The sequence below is a fragment of the Ectopseudomonas guguanensis genome (assembly GCF_900104265.1).
In the GTDB taxonomy this organism is placed as follows: domain Bacteria; phylum Pseudomonadota; class Gammaproteobacteria; order Pseudomonadales; family Pseudomonadaceae; genus Aquipseudomonas; species Aquipseudomonas guguanensis.
Map to the genome: position 1 here is coordinate 18,569 of NZ_FNJJ01000013.1, position 16,235 is coordinate 34,803.

Annotated in this window: 15 protein-coding genes; 7 read left to right on the forward strand and 8 right to left on the reverse strand. The window is 65.7% G+C overall.

What is annotated here, in order from left to right; genetic code table 11:
- Window positions 1-8: 8 nt before the first annotated feature.
- On the reverse strand, window positions 9-1,001 hold the full coding sequence (locus tag BLS61_RS18135) for a D-cysteine desulfhydrase (RefSeq protein ID WP_090433188.1): 993 nt from the start codon (window positions 999-1,001) through the stop codon (window positions 9-11).
- A 225-nt stretch (window positions 1,002-1,226) separates the two neighbouring features.
- Here BLS61_RS18135 and BLS61_RS18140 point away from each other — a divergent pair, with 225 nt between their 5' ends.
- Complete coding sequence (locus tag BLS61_RS18140; protein WP_090433469.1) at window positions 1,227-2,009, forward strand: MetQ/NlpA family ABC transporter substrate-binding protein; 783 nt, start codon at window positions 1,227-1,229, stop codon at window positions 2,007-2,009.
- Between the two features lie 797 nt (window positions 2,010-2,806).
- Here BLS61_RS18140 and rloA3 read toward each other — a convergent pair.
- On the reverse strand, window positions 2,807-3,340 hold the full coding sequence (gene rloA3, locus BLS61_RS18150) for a retropepsin-like aspartic peptidase RloA3 (protein WP_090433192.1): 534 nt from the start codon (window positions 3,338-3,340) through the stop codon (window positions 2,807-2,809).
- Window positions 3,341-3,625: 285 nt separating this feature from the next.
- Between rloA3 and pdxY the strand changes: the two genes are divergently transcribed.
- Together pdxY and nfsB are read left to right on the forward strand one after the other, a co-directional pair.
- Entirely contained in the window at window positions 3,626-4,504 is an 879-nt protein-coding gene (gene pdxY, locus BLS61_RS18155; RefSeq protein WP_090433195.1) for a pyridoxal kinase PdxY, read from the forward strand.
- Between the two features lie 193 nt (window positions 4,505-4,697).
- A complete protein-coding gene (gene nfsB / locus BLS61_RS18160; RefSeq protein WP_090433197.1) occupies window positions 4,698-5,348 on the forward strand; it encodes an oxygen-insensitive NAD(P)H nitroreductase in 651 nt (216 codons plus the stop codon).
- A gap of 34 nt (window positions 5,349-5,382) precedes the next feature.
- Here nfsB and BLS61_RS18165 read toward each other — a convergent pair whose 3' ends face one another.
- Window positions 5,383-6,255, reverse strand: coding sequence for a LysR family transcriptional regulator (locus BLS61_RS18165; protein WP_090433199.1), 873 nt, complete (start codon window positions 6,253-6,255; stop codon window positions 5,383-5,385).
- A 103-nt stretch (window positions 6,256-6,358) separates the two neighbouring features.
- On the opposite strand from BLS61_RS18165, the gene BLS61_RS18170 reads away from it, so the two are divergent.
- Both BLS61_RS18170 and BLS61_RS18175 read left to right on the forward strand, forming a co-directional pair.
- The gene (locus tag BLS61_RS18170; protein ID WP_090433201.1) at window positions 6,359-7,894 is read left to right on the forward strand and encodes an NADH-quinone oxidoreductase subunit L; all 1,536 of its coding nucleotides are present in this window, start codon (window positions 6,359-6,361) and stop codon (window positions 7,892-7,894) included.
- Window positions 7,891-10,344 carry a YbcC family protein gene (locus BLS61_RS18175; RefSeq protein WP_090433204.1) on the forward strand — a complete coding sequence of 818 codons (2,454 nt, stop codon included), beginning with the start codon at window positions 7,891-7,893 and terminating at the stop codon, window positions 10,342-10,344. The genes BLS61_RS18170 and BLS61_RS18175 overlap by 4 nt, the downstream gene beginning before the upstream one ends.
- 51 nt (window positions 10,345-10,395) lie before the next feature.
- Here BLS61_RS18175 and BLS61_RS18180 read toward each other — a convergent pair whose 3' ends face one another.
- Entirely contained in the window at window positions 10,396-10,791 is a 396-nt protein-coding gene (locus BLS61_RS18180; RefSeq protein ID WP_090433206.1) for a RidA family protein, read from the reverse strand.
- Between the two features lie 138 nt (window positions 10,792-10,929).
- Between BLS61_RS18180 and BLS61_RS18185 the strand changes: the two genes are divergently transcribed.
- Window positions 10,930-11,847 (forward strand): LysR family transcriptional regulator, encoded by a 918-nt coding sequence (locus BLS61_RS18185; protein ID WP_090433208.1) that lies wholly within the window; start codon window positions 10,930-10,932, stop codon window positions 11,845-11,847.
- Window positions 11,848-11,889: 42 nt separating this feature from the next.
- Here the strand turns inward: BLS61_RS18185 and BLS61_RS18190 are convergent, their stop codons facing one another.
- Window positions 11,890-12,168 (reverse strand): peptidylprolyl isomerase, encoded by a 279-nt coding sequence (locus tag BLS61_RS18190; RefSeq protein WP_090433209.1) that lies wholly within the window; start codon window positions 12,166-12,168, stop codon window positions 11,890-11,892.
- A 150-nt stretch (window positions 12,169-12,318) separates the two neighbouring features.
- Between BLS61_RS18190 and BLS61_RS18195 the strand changes: the two genes are divergently transcribed.
- Window positions 12,319-13,539, forward strand: a complete 1,221-nt coding sequence (locus tag BLS61_RS18195; protein WP_208598821.1) for a PilT/PilU family type 4a pilus ATPase — start codon at window positions 12,319-12,321, stop codon at window positions 13,537-13,539.
- Here BLS61_RS18195 and BLS61_RS18200 read toward each other — a convergent pair.
- The 3 genes from BLS61_RS18200 to BLS61_RS18210 all read right to left on the reverse strand — a co-directional run bounded on the left by BLS61_RS18200 (window position 13,536) and on the right by BLS61_RS18210 (window position 16,125).
- Window positions 13,536-14,288, reverse strand: coding sequence for a substrate-binding periplasmic protein (locus tag BLS61_RS18200; RefSeq protein ID WP_090433213.1), 753 nt, complete (start codon window positions 14,286-14,288; stop codon window positions 13,536-13,538). The two genes, BLS61_RS18195 and BLS61_RS18200, sit on opposite strands and share 4 nt — an antisense overlap.
- 69 nt (window positions 14,289-14,357) lie before the next feature.
- On the reverse strand, window positions 14,358-15,311 hold the full coding sequence (locus BLS61_RS18205; protein WP_090433215.1) for a GGDEF domain-containing protein: 954 nt from the start codon (window positions 15,309-15,311) through the stop codon (window positions 14,358-14,360).
- On the reverse strand, window positions 15,298-16,125 hold the full coding sequence (locus BLS61_RS18210) for an alpha/beta fold hydrolase (protein ID WP_090433217.1): 828 nt from the start codon (window positions 16,123-16,125) through the stop codon (window positions 15,298-15,300). Before BLS61_RS18210 ends, BLS61_RS18205 begins: the two co-directional genes overlap by 14 nt.
- Between the last annotated feature and the right edge of the window lie 110 nt (window positions 16,126-16,235).

Consider the following 16,235-nt stretch of genomic DNA (forward strand, 5'->3'; position numbering starts at 1 on the left):
CTATATATTCACTTTGGTTTGTAGGCGAAGAGGGCGGGTGAGCCACCCGTGTGCAGGAACAACAGCGGGCCATTGCCAGGGAAGGCGCCTCGCCTGAGCCCATCGAGCAGCCCTGCGAAGGCTTTGCCAGTGTAGACCGGGTCGAGCAGGATCGCCTCCAGGCGCGCCAGCAGGCTGATAGCCTCGAGGCAGGCGGCATTGGCTTCGCCATAGCGCGGTGCGAAATAGCCGTCCCATAGCTCCAGGTTCAGTCCGCGCGGCACGTCAACCTCCAGCAGTTCAGCCGTGCGCTGCAGTAGACCTTCGACCTTGGGCTTTTGTGCCGCCTCGCTGCGTGAAACGGTGACGCCGATCACGCGCGTGCCGGGGCGTGAGCCTTCCAGCGCCAGGGCCAGCCCGGCATGCGTGCCGGCGCTGCCGGAGGCCAGCACCACAGCAGCGAAGTCCTGGCCGCTGGCGGCAATCTGCTCGGCCAGTTCCAGCCCACCGCGGACGTAGCCGAGTGCGCCCAGGGCATTGGAGCCGCCGATCGGCACGGCATAGGGGCGCCGCCCGGCTGCACTGAGGCGCTGGCAGGCGGCCTCCAGCAGTTGATCGGCGTTGTCCAGGTTGGCGACGTTTTCCACCTCGGCGCCGAACAGGTCGAGCAGCAGGCGATTGCCATTGCCCAGGTAGTCGTCGCTGTGGCTGTCGATGGGGTTTTCCAGCAGGGCCAGGCAGCCCAGGCCCAGCTGCGCAGCGACCGCCGCGGTCTGGCGCACGTGGTTGGACTGGATGGCGCCGGCAGTGACCAGCACGTCGGCACCCTTGGCCTGGGCGTCGGCGGCGAGGTATTCCAGCTTGCGCGCCTTGTTGCCCCCGAGCGCCAGCGGGGTGAGGTCGTCTCGCTTGATCCAGATTTCCCGACCCAGGTGCCGGGACAGGCGCGGCAGTGGGTGCAGGGCAGTGGCCTGGGGAATCAGTGGCAGGCGCGGGAAGCGGGCAAGGACGGCTGTGAGCATGGGAGCCTCCTGAAAACGAAGGCCGACCACTCTAGGGGCAGGAGGGCCAAGGCGACAAGCGAAAACGTTATAGTGATTTTGAGTATAAGAAAATAATAAATAAGTATTTTATGGAATAAATATTTCTTCGTACCGTCGCGCTCAGCCCGTCACATCCGCCGGGCATCTGCCAAACGCGCCGGACTGTCGATCCAGCCGGTGCCCCAGACCGAGAACAAGGAAACCATGAAGAAGACCCTGCTGTTGACCGCCCTGGCCGCTGCCCTGACCGCCTCCCTGGCCCACGCTGGCGAAAAGCTCAGCGTTGCCGCTACACCGGTGCCGCACGCCGAAATCCTCGAGCTGATCAAACCCGAGCTGGCCAAGCAGGGTGTGGATCTGGATATCAAGGTCTTCACCGACTACGTACAACCGAACCTGCAGGTGAGCCAGAAGAATCTGGATGCCAACTACTTCCAGACCAAACCCTACCTGGACACCTTCAATGCACAGCGCGGCACCGAACTGGTGATCGTGCAGGGCGTGCATGTCGAGCCCTTCGGTGCCTATTCGAGCAAGTACAAGTCCCTCGACGAGCTGCCGAACGGCGCCACCATCGCCATTCCCAACGAAGTCAGCACCAGCGGTCGTGCGCTGCTCCTGCTGCAGAAGGCCGGCCTGCTGACCCTCAAGGACCCCAACAGTGCCCAGGCGCTGCCGCGCGACATCGCCGATAACCCGCGCAACTTCAAGTTCCGCGAGCTGGAAGCGGCCACTGTGCCGCGCGTGCTGAATCAGGTCGACCTGGCGCTCATCAACACCAACTACGCGCTGGAAGCCAAACTCAATCCCAAGCGCGATGCGCTGGTGATCGAAGGTAGCGACTCGCCTTACGTCAACTACCTGGTGGCCCGCCCGGACAACCAGGACAGCGAGGCGCTGAAGAAATTGTCCGCCGCGCTGACCAGCCCGCAGGTGAAGGCATTCATCGAGAAGCGTTATGAGGGCGCGGTGCTGCCGGCCTTCTGATCGAAACTGTAAGGCGGCTCTTTTTGTGTCTTGGCTGCCCACCGTTGAACACGGTAGTAAACCTGTACAAACGGGTTTGCGTTTACGCCGAGCCGGCCTTGCCGACTCGGCGTTTTTTTATGGCTCTTCGCATTCTCGCGGGGAAGATACGCTTGACACCGGACTGGCAATTACGTGTTAGCTGTCGATGACTTGGCACTATCCCTTAGCGTGTCGTCTGATCTGATGGGTTTCGCCCCTTACGGGCGACTCACTTTCTTTGCTTGTGCAAAGAAAGTAAGCAAAGAAACACACCCCTGCATGCGGCCCCGGCTGCGCCGGGGTTCCCTCGCTCCATCACCGCTCCAGGGGTACGCTGCGAAGGGCCATCCCTGGCCCATCGCAGCTCTCGCGACATCCATGTCGCTCAACCCCTTCCACGGTGATTCCACTCGGCCTCCTGAAGGGGACTTGGGCGTCGTCTGTTCCATCGCAGTTGAAGAGCACAGGCAAAAGCCAGACGCCGCCAATTTCAACTTCGCAAAGATTATGCAAGCTCGCGCCTCGGTCCCGTCAGGAGGCCGAAACGTAGCGCAGCGGAGTAACAGCCGCAGGCTGTCCCAAAGGGTGAGTGCAGCGAATCAAGGTGTGGCGCCCGTAAGGGGGCGCAACACAAACGCTCAGTACACGCGGTAATGAATAGTGCTAAGTCAGCAAGCGATACGCACACAAACTTGCCAGTCCGCTGTCAACCGCATTTTCCCAAAAATATGCGAAGAACCTTTTTTATCGTCGGCAGGGCCTTCTTGGGGTGAGCTTCAGGTTTTCGCCGTACGCTTGCCGCACTTCGGCTGCAGGGTGAAGGTGCGCGACGCGTCCACGGCGCCCAGATGTTCCAGGGTGCGGCGCCCGATCAGCACCGGGTAGAGCATCCTGTCGCGGTCGTTGAGCGAGAACTGCTCGTCGTAGACCTGATCGCCGATGCACATGCGCATCGACACCACGGGGCGTCGCTCGGCGCCGCCCGCTCCACGTACCCGGACGTTGCGCTCGACCCGGCGTTCGAAGGGAAGGCTCACCTGCTTGCCGGTTTTGCTGTCCTTGAGCTCGACCTTGAAGCGCACCCACTTCTCGCCATCGCGCTCGAACGCTTCCAGGTCCCTGGCGTCCAGGGACGAGGTGAGGGCACCGGTATCCAGCTTGATCTTGACCGATACCTGCTCGGGCAGGAGCAGGCCTTCTTCCACCCAGCCCAGAATCCTGGGCGTCTTGTCGGCAGCTGTCGCTCCGAAGGAAACGGCCAGGAGTATGAGAAGCAGCGCGGCGATGCGTTGAAATATCCAACAGGTCATGGTGGTGCTCTCTGGCAATGGCGGCGTGAGCGTTGCGCGGCGAGCGTCCAAGGCCTGCCAAGGCACCAGAATGGCGGCTGGCTTGACGCTTGCTGCACAATCACTCAGGCAAGCGGATCGCGACTTCGTTCGGCTGATGTCGTGATCTGGCTGGCCCTGGCTGCTGCGCTCGGTCACGCCCTCGTCCTTCATGGGCGCGGGTAGCCACGAGCCAGGCAGGCGTGACAGGCCCGCACGGCTTGACCAATAATCCCGGCCTCTCTTGTCCCGCCGCCCGAGATCGCCATGAGCGCCACCCTGCCGCCCCTCGTCCTGTCCATTCAGTCGCACGTCGCCTGGGGCCACGTCGGCAATGCAGCAGCGGTCTTCCCCCTGCAGCGCCTGGGCTTCGAGGTGCTGCCGATTCACACCGTGCAGTTCTCCAACCACACCGGCTACGGCCAGTTTCGCGGCCAGGTGTTCGGTGCCGAGCACGTGCGCGAGGTGTTGCTCGGGCTGCGTGAGCGCGGCGTGCTGCCGCGGCTGGCAGCCGTGCTGTCCGGTTATCTGGGGGATGCCGATAGCGGGCGGGTGATTCTCGAGGCGGTCGGCGAGATTCGCCAGCACAACCCGGCAGTGCGCTACCTGTGCGACCCGGTGATGGGCGACGTCGGCCGCGGCGTGTTCGTCAATCCGGCGATTCCCGACTTCCTGCGTGACCAGGCCATCCCCTTCGCCAACATCATCACGCCCAACCAGTTCGAGTTCGAACTGCTCACCGGCTCGCAACCGACCAGCCTGCGCGAGGCGGTGAAGATCGCCAGGCAACTGCGTGGCCGGGGGCCGGACGTGGTGATCGTGACCAGCCTGGCGACCCCGGATATTGCCGACCATGAGCTGGGTACGCTGGCGGTGAACGGTGACGGCGCCTGGCTGGTGACTACGCCGCGCCTGGCGCTGCACCCCTTGCCCAACGGCATGGGCGATGTGTTCTCGGCTGTGCTGCTGGGGCGCCTGCTGGCCGGTCAGGCACTGCCGCAAGCGCTGGAGCTGGCCACGGCCACGCTCTATGCGCTGGTCGAGCAGACCGAGGACGGCGCCCGCGACCTGCCGCTGGTGGCTGCTCAGGAGCAGATCATGGCCCCGGCCGCGCGCTTCGTCGCGCGCCGGATCGGCGCTGACTGAGGTAGGGCAGGGCCGATGGCCCTGGCGGGGCTTGCACGGCCGCAGCGGTAAGCACTCGGGGTTGGCCCTGCCTGCGCGTGGGATTTTCTTTTTTTCATTGAAACTGCTGCTGCCGATGAGCGCTTTTTTCATGCCGCGGCCTGCTTCAGACTAGCGCCCATTTCGCTCCATCCATTCGATCAGGAGGTTGTCCATGAGCCCCGTTTCCTTCGCGCGTCAGCGCTACACCACCAAGGCCTACGATGCCAGCCGCCAGGTGGACCAGACGATCATCGACGAGTTGCTCGAGCTGCTGCGCCTGTCGCCGTCGTCGGTCAACTCGCAGCCCTGGCATTTCGTCGTGGCCAGCACCGCCGAGGGCAAGGCGCGTCTGGCCAAGGGCGCACAGGGCGGCTTCGCCTACAACCAGCCGAAGATTCTCGATGCCTCGCACGTGATTCTGATCTGCGCCCGCCGCGACCTCGACGAAGCCTACCTGGCCGAGGTGCTGCAGCAGGAAGCCGAGGACGGCCGCTTCCGCGATGACGCGGCGCGCACCACCCAGCACAACACCCGCAGCAGCTATGTCGAGCTGCATCGCGGCCTTGGCGACATGCAGCACTGGACCGAGAAACAGGCCTATCTGGCGCTCGGCACCCTGCTGCTGGGCGCGGCCGCCAAGGGCATCGACGCCACGCCGATGGAAGGCATCGACCGCCAGGCGCTGGACGAGGAACTGGGGTTGGCCGCTCAGGGCCTGAGCAGCGTGGTGGCCGTGGCGCTGGGCTATCGTAGCGACAGCGATTTCAATGCCGCACTGCCGAAGTCGCGCCTGCCGGCCGAGCGGGTATTGACCCGCCTCTGAGCGCGGCGCCGGCCAGCGCTTCTCCGCACGCGGCTCAAGACGTGCCCTGGCCGAGCAGTTCGTCCAGGATGTCCAGGCGGAACTGGCGCTGCAGGGTGACGGCGAAGAACTGTTCGGCGATCTCCGGAATCTCGGCGTAGAGCTGCAGCACGCCGGATTGCAGTTCGTCCTGCACCACCACCGCCGGCAGCAGCGCCATGTCGCCGGAGTCGCGGGCCAGCAGGCGCAGCATGGCCATGTCCTCGACCTCGGCGCAGATGTCCGGGCGCAGGCCCTGGCTGTCGCAGAACAGTTCGAACTGGCTGCGGATGTCGCTGCTGCGGCCCGGCACGATCAGCCGCGCCCGCTGCAGGTCGCGGTGCAGATCGAAACTGCCGCTGCGCGGCGGGCCAACCAGGCACACGCTCTGCCGGTCCAGCAGGCGGCAGCGCCAGGAGCGCTGCGCATCGCTGCTCACCGCCTGGTTGGTCAGCACCACGTCGAGCTTGTGCAGGGCCAGGCGCTCCAGCAACTCGCCCAGGCTGCCGGATTCCAGGGTGATGCGCAGCTCCTTGCGGCCCAGGAAGCGCCGCAGCAGGTTCTCCTGGAAGTTGCGCGACAGCGTGGCCACTGCGCCGATACGCAGCTGGCGGTTGGCCTGCAATGCGCCCTGCAGGGTCATCTGCAGCTCGCTGCCGAGGGCGAAGATGCTGTCGGCGTAATCCAGCACCAGTTGCCCGGCTTCGGTCAGCAGCAGGTTGCGGCCGGAGCGGATGAACAGGGGGTGGCCAAGCTGTTCCTCGAGCGCGCGGATCTGCGTCGACAGCGCCGACTGGGCGACGTGCAGCGATTGCGCGGCGCGGGTCAGGTTGCCTTCCTTGGCCACGGCCCAGAAGTAGTGCAGGTGATGGAAATTGAGGCGGCGCACGGATAGTTCTCTAAAGAAGAATGTTTGATTCTTATCAATCTATTTTAAATAAATAAAGCACTCCCCGAGACTAGCGTCATCGCTCATCTCCTGGAGATCGCTCATGCTCCCTCTATCCGCTGAACTGGTCACCTGGTTGCCCTGGCTGTATGCCGCGGCAGCGGTGCCCGTGGCGCTGTGGCCGACGCGCCTGGCTGCCAGCCTCTGGTTCCCCGGGCGCCTCGCCGCGATGGCGGGCCTGGCTCTGCTAGTGGCGGCGCTGCTGCAAGCCGGGCTGGACGACCAGCCTGCTGACCGCCTGGGGCTGGCCATGGCCAGCCTGATCAGCCTGCTGGCGCTGGTGATCGTCGAGTTCTCCGCGCGCTACCTGCAGGGTGAGCCTGGCCAGCGCCGCTACCTGCTGGCACTGCTCGGCACCCTGGCGGCGGTGGCGCTGGTGGTGGTCAGCGCCGATCTGTACTGGCTGGTGGCGGCGTGGATCGCTTCCAGCCTGTGCCTGCACCAGTTGCTGACCTTCTATCGCGACCGCCCCATGGCGCTGGTGGTGGCGCACAAGAAGTTCCTTGCCAGCCGCCTGGCCGATGTCTGCCTGATCCTGGCCAGCGTACTGCTGGCGCGCGCCGCCGGCGGTAGCGAGCTGGCGCAGATACTCGATCAGGTAACGTTGCGCCTGGAGGCTGGGGCGCTCGGCTGGGACCTGCACCTGGCGGCCGTACTGCTGGTGCTGGCGGTGATTCTCAAGTCCGCGCAGCTGCCGGTGCACGGCTGGCTGATTCAGGTGATGGAGGCGCCGACGCCGGTATCGGCGCTGCTGCATGCGGGGCTGGTCAACCTCGGCGGCTTCGTCCTGCTGCGCTTTGCGCCCCTGCTGTCGGCCGCGCCGCTGGCGCAGACGCTGCTGGTGGTGGTCGGCGGCCTGACTGCCGTGCTCGCGGCGCTGGTGATGATGACGCGCATCAGCATCAAGGTACGCCTGGCCTGGTCGACCTGCGCGCAGATGGGCTTCATGCTGCTCGAATGCGGCCTCGGTCTCTACGAGCTGGCGCTGGTGCACCTGCTGGCCCACTCGCTGTACAAGGCCCATGCCTTTCTCACGTCCGGGGAGACGGTGCTGCAGGTGCGCCATCAGGCCTTGCAGCCGCAGCGGCCGGCGCCGGGGTTGCTCTCGCTGCTGCTGGGCCTGGCGCTTGCGGGGCTGGTCATGGCACTGCTCGACCAGGCCTGGCACTACGCCGTACCGGCGCATGCACTGCCGCTGGAGGCCCTGGCCATCCTCGCGGTGGGGTTGGCGCCCTGGTGCCTGCGCCGCAGCCAGCCGGTATACGCCGCGCTGATGCTGGTGGCGCTGCTTGGCCTGTATCTGCTGTGGCACCTGGCGGCAAGCTGGATTCTCGCCCCGGGGGGCGCCTCTGCTGCGGCGCCGCTGCATCTCAGCCTGTTGGCCCTGGCGCTGTTCCTGGTGCTCTACCTGCTGCAGGCCTGGATAGTCGCGCGGCCGCACAGCGCGCTGGCGCGACGTCTGTATCCGGCGGCGTTCGCCGGGTTCTTCCTCGATGAACATTTCACTCGCCTGACCTTCCGCCTGTGGCCGGTACGTCCGCCGCAGGGCAACGTCGCCGCCACCGGAGAGCGCCCATGACCGCCATCGAATACTTCGTCGCCATTGACCGCGATGTCCTGCACGGCGCCGCCGCGCGTGCCTGTGAACGTATCGCGCCGACCTGGCCGCTGGATCGTCTGATCGCCGTCAGCCCGCTGTGGGAGCGGCGCCAGCAGCGCTGGTCCGAGGTCGCCGAGCAGCTCTGGCGGCGCGCCGGCAGCCGGCTCACCCTGGCGGCCGAGGACTATCGCCAGGCCTGGGCGCAGGGGCAGATCGGCGAGCACCACTTGCACCAGGTGCTGATCGACAACCCGCATGGCTGGACGGTGGCGGATCTGCTGCAGGCGCTGCAGGCGGCAGACGAGGAGGGCCGTGGCCTGCCGCTGCTGGAGGACATGGCCGATGCCGAGATCGCGCTGCCAGGCTGGCCGACCCTGATCACCCAGCAGATCGGCCAGTGCTGCGCCGCCTGGTTCGACGAGGCGCAAGCCGACTGGCATGTCGAACGCCAGGGCGGCCTGTATCAGGCCTGGCGCAAGGCCATGCAGGACGACCGCGGCCTCAGCGTGCTCAGCGCCTGTCGCGACCTGAGTGGACGTATCGCCGAGCTGCCGTTGCAGCCGCAGGCGGCGCTGGAGGTAGCGGTGCAGCGTCTGGGGGTGACGGTCGACGAGCTGGACGAATGGTTCGACTGCCTGTTGTTGCGCAGCCTGGGCTGGGCCTCCTGGTGCGCCTATCGGCGCTGGCAGGCGCGCCAGGAGGGTGGCGACGACGCCACGCTGCTCGAACTGCTGGCCATCCGCGCAGCCTGGGAATGGCTGGTGGACGACCGTCGGCGTGGTCCCGGCAGTCGTTGGAGCGCCTGGCGCGAGGCCTGGCAGGCCGGCCGCAGCCGCCAGCCGTCGCATGCCTGGCAGGCGCTACAGCTGTGGCAGCGCGCCGAGGAGCTGGCCTGGCAGGAGCACCTGCAGCGTCTGCTGCGCCCGCGCTCGGCGCAGCCCATGGTGACGGAGCAGGTGCTGGCCAGGGTCTATTTCTGCATCGATGTGCGCTCCGAGCCGCTGCGCCGTGCCCTGGAGGAGGTTGGCCCGCAGCTGCAGACCGGTGGTTTCGCCGGCTTCTTCGGTCTGCCGATCGCCTATACGCCACTCGGTACCGCAGCCACCCGGCCGCAGCTGCCGGGACTACTGGCGCCGCAGCTGAGCGTCGGCGACAGCTGCGGTGACGTGGCCTGCGACGCCCAGCTGGCCGGGCGGCGCCAGGCGCGACTGGCGCGTCAGGGGCGCTGGCGCCTGTTCGAGCGTCTGCCGGCCTCGGGTTTCACCCTGGTCGAGTCCCTCGGCCTGGGGTACGCCGCAGCACTGCTCGGGCGCACCGGGGGCTGGCTGCGCGGCCCGGCGCCGGCCGAGCGTGGCGGCCTGAAGGCCGCCGAGTGGCAGCGGCTCAGCCCGGTGCTGGCGCCGCTGGCCGCGGATGAGCGGGTGCAACTGGCTGCGCGCATTCTGCGGGCGATGGGGCTGACGCGGGATTTCCCGCCGCTGGTCCTGTTGCTCGGTCACGGCAGCCAGAGCGCCAACAACCCGCAGGCAGCCGGACTGGATTGCGGCGCCTGCTGCGGGCAGAGCGGCGAGGTCAATGCGCGGGCGCTGGCCGAGTTGCTCAATGACCCGCTGGTACGGCAGGGGCTGGCCGGGCAGGGAATCTCCATGCCGGCCGACTGCCAGGTGCTGTCGGGCCTGCACAACACCACCACCGACGAGGTGCAGGTGTTCGCCAGCCAGGCGCTGCCAGCGGCCCTCGCGCCGACCTGGCAGTGGCTGCGCCAGGCGCTGGATAGCGCCGGGCACAGGGTACGCCAGGCACGGGCGGCGCGCCTGGGCCTCGGTCATCTCGATGAGCGACCTGAGCGCCTGCTGGCTGCGCTGCGCCGGCGCGGCCATGACTGGGCGCAGACGCGACCCGAATGGGGCCTGGCCGGCAACGCCGCCTTCATCGCGGCGCCGCGGGCGCGCAGCCGCGGCCTCGACCTTCAGGGGCGCGCCTTCCTGCACGACTACGACTGGCGGCTGGACGAGGGCGGCAAGGTGCTGGAGCTGATCATGACGGCGCCGATGGTGGTGGCGCACTGGATCAACCTGCAGTACCTCACCTCGACCACCGACAATCAACGCTTCGGCAGTGGCAACAAGGTGCTGCACAACGTGGTGGGCGGCAATATCGGGGTATTCGAGGGCAATGGTGGCGACCTGCGCATCGGCCTGGCGCGGCAGTCGCTGCATGATGGCGAGCGCTGGCTGCATCGGCCGTTGCGCCTGAGCGTGATCATCGCCGCGCCGCGCTCGATGATCGATCAGGTGATCGCCAGCCATCAGGTGGTGCGTGAGCTGGTCGAGCACGGCTGGCTGCACCTGCTACGCCTGGATGACTGCTCCGAAATCCCGCTGCAGCGTCGCGATGAGCGGGGCTGGCAGCCACTGCTGAGGTACTGAGGCGTCTGCCTGCCGCGGTTGCCCTGCGTTGCGGGGCAGCCGCGGTGCGGCTCAATCCGGCAGCCTGGCGATCACCTTGATCTCGAAGTCGAAGCCGGCCAGCCAGGTCACGCCAATGGCCGTCACCGTCGGATAGGGCGCTTCGCCCCAGTAGTCGGCTGCCACCTCCCAGAGGGTTTCGAACCTGGTGTGCGGGTCGACCATGAAGATGGTGGTGTCGACCACGTCCGCGAAGCTGCACCCAGCCTCGGCGAGGATCGCGTCGAGATTGGCGAAGGTGCGCCGCACCTGGTCTTTCAGGTCCGGTTCCGGTGAGCCGTCCATGCGGCTGCCGACCTGGCCGGAGACGAACAGGAAGCCGTTGGAGCGAATCGCCGGCGAGTAGCGATGACGTTCGTACAGGGCGTGGCGTTCGGCCGGGAACACCGCATCACGTTTGTTGCTCATTGTTGCCTCCGTGGGGCCTGCGTGGCCCGCTGTTGTCGATGGCGCCACTTTAGGAGCCCGGCGGGAGTGGATAAACGAGCAACTCTGGTCATGACTGTTTGTAGAATCCAAACAATCTACGGCTGAGAGAGACGAGCAATGGACCGTTTCGATGCGATGCAGGCCTTCGCCCGGGTGGTGGAAACCGGCAGTTTCACCAAGGCGGCTGCGACCCTGCACATGAGCAGGACCAGCGTGACCCAGCTGGTGCAGCAACTGGAGGCGCGGCTGCGCGTGCGCCTGCTCAACCGCACCACGCGCAAGGTCAACGTCACGGCCGATGGCGCCGCCTACTACGAGCGCGTGGTGCGTCTGCTGGCGGATGTCGACGATGCCGAGACCAGCCTGTCCAGCGCCTCACTGACCCCGCGTGGCCGCCTGCGCGTGGACGTGCCCAGCCCCTTCGCGCGCATGCTGCTGATCCCGGCACTGCCGGCCTTCTACGCACACTATCCGGAAATCCAGCTGACCCTGGGCGTGAGCGACCGCCTCGTCGACATCATCGGCGAGAACGTCGACTGCGTGGTGCGCGGTGGCGAGATTACCGATCAGTCGCTGATCGCACGACATATCGGTGATTTGCAACTTGGTATCTATGCCACGCCGGGCTACCTGCAGCGAGCGGGAGTGCCGGCGCATCCGCGCGAACTGGAAGACAGCGGCCACAGTACCGTGGGGTTTCTCTGGTCACGCACCGGCAGGGCCTTGCCCTATGCCATGCACCGTGGCGAGGAGCGTATCGAGGCGCAGGGCCGTCCGCTGCTGATCGTCGACGACGGCAACGCCTACCTGGCTGCCGGGCTGGCGGGCCTCGGCATGCTCTGGCTGCCGCATTACATGGCCAGACCGCATCTTGCCAGTGGCGAACTGCTGCGCCTGTTCGACGACTGGCAGATGACGCCGATGCCGATGTACCTGGCCTTTCCGCCGAACCGCCATGTCAGCGCCAAGCTGCGGGTGTTCATCGACTGGGTGGTGCAACTGATGGCCGAACATGCGCCGCTGCAGGGGCATTGAGCGCGACCCTGTGGCGTGTTCGGCAGGGCGCCCGGCTGCGCCTCAGTCGCGAAAGAACACCTGGATCAGGTGATAGCCGAACTGCGTCTTCACCGGGCCGTGCACTTCCCGCAGGGGCTTCTTGAAGATCACCTGATCGACCGCCCGCACCATCTGCCCGGGACGCACTTCGCCGAGGTCGCCGCCTTTCTTGCCGGAAGGGCAGGTGGAGTGCTTGCGCGCCAGCACGTCGAAGGCTTCGCCGGCAGCGATGCGCTTTTTCAGGGCGGCCGCTTCCGCTTCGGTCTTGACCAGGATGTGGCGGGCCATTGCCTTTGCCATTGATGGGGTCCTCAATTCTGTCAGGGCGCTATTGTGCCAGCATTCGTCGCGCCAGCAGAATGGCGTCAATTTTATGGGTCGTGCCTGATCCGCGACGCGGGCGAAACATGGCCTATGGTATTTCAATCGTGCCTTACGGAAAGCGCCGCCATGGATCTCCACGCAATGCTGAAAATCCTCTCCACTCAGGATGGCTCCGATCTGTACCTGTCCACCGGTGCGCCGCCCTGCGCCAAGTTCAATGGCGTGCTCAAGGCGCTCAGTCAGGAGCCGATGAAGGCGGGCGACGTGGCGGCCATCGCCGATTCGATCATGGATAGCGCGCAGCGCGAGGAGTTCGAGCGCGAGCTGGAGATGAACCTGGCCATCTCGCTGGCCGGCGTGGGGCGCTTTCGCATCAACATCTTCAAGCAGCGCAACGAGGTGTCCATCGTCGCGCGCAACATCAAGCTGGACATCCCGCGCTTCGAAGACCTCAAGCTGCCCGAAGTGCTGCTCAGCACGGTGATGGAAAAGCGCGGCCTGGTGCTGTTCGTCGGCGGCACCGGCTCGGGCAAGTCGACCTCCCTGGCGGCGCTGATCGACTACCGCAACCGCAACAGCGGCGGGCATATCATCACCATCGAAGACCCGGTGGAGTACGTGCATCGGCACAAGAAGTCGATCATCAATCAGCGCGAGGTGGGCGTGGACACCCGCAGCTTTCATGCGGCGCTGAAGAACACCCTGCGCCAGGCGCCGGACGTGATCCTGATCGGCGAGATCCGCGACCGGGAAACCATGGAGCACGCCCTGGCCTTCGCCGACACAGGGCACCTGGCAATCTCCACGCTGCATGCCAACAACGCCAACCAGGCGCTGGACCGCATCATCAACTTCTTCCCCGAAGACCGCCGTCCGCAGTTGCTCAACGACCTGGGCAACAACCTCAAGGCGTTCGTCTCCCAGCGTCTGGTCAAGACCGTCGACGGCAAGCGCCGGGCGGCGGTTGAGGTGATGCTGGGTACGCCGACGGTGCGCGACCTGATCAAGCGCAACGAGTTTTCCGAGCTCAAGGAAATCATGGAGAAATCCAAGAACCTGGGCATGCAGACCTTCGACCAGGCGCTGATCGACCTGGTACACGAGGGCGCCATCGACGAAGAGGAGGCGGTGAAGAACGCCGATTCGGCGAACAACGTGCGCCTGAAGCTCAAGCTCTATCGCGACAACCCGGCCAATGCCAGGCCGGCACCGGCCGCGGCAGCACCGGTGGCAGCGCCCGTTGCGGCGCCCAAGGCCGCCTCGGCAGGCGATTGGGGGCTGGAGCTGAAACTCGAGGATATCGAAGAGGAGCTCCCACCGGAGGACCCGGGGCGGCAGGGCATCTAGTCGCCGGGCTGGGGTTTGGGCAGGTAGGCCTGCTGCAGGCGCTGGCTGATGCCCTCCAGCTCCAGTTCTTCGATCGCCCTGCGCAGCTGTTCGACCAGCTGCTCATCGCATTCCCTGGAGCAACCCAGGTACAGGCCGGTGCTGGCCAGCGACGGACTTCTGCGCAGGTTCCGCTCGCGGTAGGGGGAGTTACCCCAGATGTACAGTGCCTCCGGCACGCCGGTGAACCAGGCGTCGATACGTCCCAGCACGAGCAGGTGGGTCGGGTTTTCGCCCAGCTTGAGCTGCACGATCTGCTCGTCGCTGAAACCTTCGCGCTGCAGGATGCCCACCTGCGCGGTGCCCATGCCCACCCCGATGCGGCGATAACGCGCGCGGGCCCGGGCAAAATCCGCGACGGGCTCGTCGAGGCTGAAGAACGCGCGCTCGAGCTCCATGATCGGGGCGATCCAGGTGTAGAGCTGCTCTCGCTCGGGTGTGCGCGACAGGGGAATGATCAGCATGTCCTTGCCCTTGCTCACGTTGGCCTGGGCACGCGGCCAGGGCTCCGCGACGATGCGGGTGAGCTTGCCGATGCGCGCCAGCGCCGCCAGCGTCACGTCCCCCACCATGCCGTGGCCGCCGGCGTATTGGTTCATCGCCAGCGGCGGCGCCTCCGGTATGTAGAGCCTGATAGGCTCATCGGCTGATGCAGCTCCGGCAACCAGCAAGACAAAGAGCAGGCAGAGGTGGTTGGGCACTACGAACACCCTGTTGTCACGAGTGGCAGAAGTATAGAAGGCATTCGCGCAGGGTGTTCCGGCCCTGCCTGCCACGCGCTACTCGTACCGGACGCTGCGATTCCTTCCCTGGGCTTTCGCGGTGTAGAGGGCTTTGTCGGCTGCCGCCAGCAGGTGCTGCAGATACTCTGCGCATGGTTGCAGGCTGGCGATGCCGATGCTCACCGTGACCGATTCGTCGGCGACCTCCAGCGACCTGATCTGATCGTGCACGCGCTCGGCAATATCGCTGGCCTCATCGAGATCGGCGTCGGGCAGCCAGATCGCGAACTCTTCGCCACCGTAGCGCACCACGCCGTCGCCGCTGCGTACGCTGGCCAGAAGGCGCTGCGCCATGTCCACCAGGACGCGATCTCCCTCGGCGTGACCGAAGCGATCATTGATCTGTTTGAAATGATCGATATCGATCAGCAGGAGGCTGGCGCAAGCATGATCGCTGACGCTGCCGATCCATTGCTCGACATGCAATGAAAGCGCTCTGCGATTGCCCAGTGCAGTCAGTGGATCGGTATGGCTCAGTTGCGCGAGTTGCTCGGCCTCGCTCTTGATTTCCACCGCGTAGTCGGCCAACTGGGCATATGCGCCCTGCAGTGCCAGGTTGACCTTGGCCAGTTGCGCAGCGCTTTCCTGTGCCTGCTGGCGCGCCTTGAGCAGTTCCGCCTCGAAACGCTGACGGTCCTCGGCGACGAAGAACAGCCAGATCACTTCCGCGCCTCCATCGACCTCGCTGATGCGCGCGTTGGTCATGACGGGTATGGACTGACCGCTCGCTGCTCGCAACTGCAGGTAGATCTCGCTGAACTCGCCGTTGCGCAGGAGCAACGGCCAGGCGTGAGTTTGCAGGAAGATACGGCTGGCTGGCGGAAAGAACTGATCCATTTCGGCGGCCGAGGCCGCGCCCGCCAGGCGCCTGAAGTCGCTGTTGGCGTGCTTGATCCGGCCATTGCAATCGGTCACCAGCACCGGGCCAGGCAGGCGATCAAGGTAGAACACGTGCGCGTGCTCCCTTCAGGTAGCGATGCATGGCGGCACTCACCAGCTCGGGATGGCTCATGTGCGCGCAATGGCCGCTGACGTCCAGCGTGTTCAGGGTACTGTCCGCCAGCGCGGCATGCAGGTAGTCGGCGACTGCCATGGGTACCAGGGCATCGCGCTGGTGGTGCAGGATCAGGCTGGGCACCGGGCACTGCTGCAGCGCTGGACGAATGTCGGAGAAGAAGGTGGCCTGAGCGAACAGTCGGGCCATGACGGGGTCGGTCGAACAGAAACTGTCGGAGAGTTGCGTGGTGACGGCCGCATCCTCGTCGGCGGCCACCAGCGGGGCAAACTGTTGGGCCCAGCCCAGGTAGTTGTGGGCCATCAGATCCAGCAGTCCCTCCAGGTCGCTGCGTTCGAACCCACCGTGATAGTCGGGCTGCTCGTTGAGAAAACAGGGCGAGGGGCCGAGGAGAATCAGCCGAGAGAACAGCCTGGGGCGTCTGATGGCCGCGAGAATGCCGATGCTGCAACTGATCGAGTGACCCACGAAGGTCAGATCGCCCGACAGTTCGAGGGCGTCGCAAACTTCCAGAAGGTCCTCTACGTATCCGTCCAGCTGGGCATAGCGGGCAGGCTGGAAGGCACTGGCATCGGAGCGCCCACTGCCGACATAGTCAAACAGCACCTGATGCTCGTGCTGGGTGAAGGCAGGTGTGACCTTGCTCCACATTTCCTGGCTGCAACCGAAGCCGTGGCCGTAGATGAGCGTTGGCGCGTCGGCCGCTTTCGCTCGCAAGCATTGAACGTTGTTGCGCTGGATGATGTTCATGCAGCCACCTCGCCATTGCCGAGTCTGCCTTTGTGAGAACTCGGCTGCCATGTAGACGAAAAAATGGCGTCAGTATAGTGATTTTTCCGACGGGTGGCTTTTGCTTGCAG

What these genes read in the sequence shown, in the direction of transcription:
- BLS61_RS18195 (WP_208598821.1), top strand. Translation starts at nt 12,319, where the DNA reads ATGGATCTCCACGCAATGCTGAAAATCCTCTCCACTCAGGATGGCTCC.
- BLS61_RS18185 (WP_090433208.1), top strand. Translation starts at nt 10,930, where the DNA reads ATGGACCGTTTCGATGCGATGCAGGCCTTCGCCCGGGTGGTGGAAACC.
- BLS61_RS18135 (WP_090433188.1), bottom strand. Translation starts at nt 1,001, where the DNA reads ATGCTCACAGCCGTCCTTGCCCGCTTCCCGCGCCTGCCACTGATTCCC.
- BLS61_RS18180 (WP_090433206.1), bottom strand. Translation starts at nt 10,791, where the DNA reads ATGAGCAACAAACGTGATGCGGTGTTCCCGGCCGAACGCCACGCCCTG.
- nfsB (WP_090433197.1), top strand. Translation starts at nt 4,698, where the DNA reads ATGAGCCCCGTTTCCTTCGCGCGTCAGCGCTACACCACCAAGGCCTAC.
- BLS61_RS18140 (WP_090433469.1), top strand. Translation starts at nt 1,227, where the DNA reads ATGAAGAAGACCCTGCTGTTGACCGCCCTGGCCGCTGCCCTGACCGCC.
- BLS61_RS18175 (WP_090433204.1), top strand. Translation starts at nt 7,891, where the DNA reads ATGACCGCCATCGAATACTTCGTCGCCATTGACCGCGATGTCCTGCAC.
- BLS61_RS18210 (WP_090433217.1), bottom strand. Translation starts at nt 16,125, where the DNA reads ATGAACATCATCCAGCGCAACAACGTTCAATGCTTGCGAGCGAAAGCG.
- BLS61_RS18170 (WP_090433201.1), top strand. Translation starts at nt 6,359, where the DNA reads ATGCTCCCTCTATCCGCTGAACTGGTCACCTGGTTGCCCTGGCTGTAT.
- rloA3 (WP_090433192.1), bottom strand. Translation starts at nt 3,340, where the DNA reads ATGACCTGTTGGATATTTCAACGCATCGCCGCGCTGCTTCTCATACTC.
- pdxY (WP_090433195.1), top strand. Translation starts at nt 3,626, where the DNA reads ATGAGCGCCACCCTGCCGCCCCTCGTCCTGTCCATTCAGTCGCACGTC.
- BLS61_RS18190 (WP_090433209.1), bottom strand. Translation starts at nt 12,168, where the DNA reads ATGGCAAAGGCAATGGCCCGCCACATCCTGGTCAAGACCGAAGCGGAA.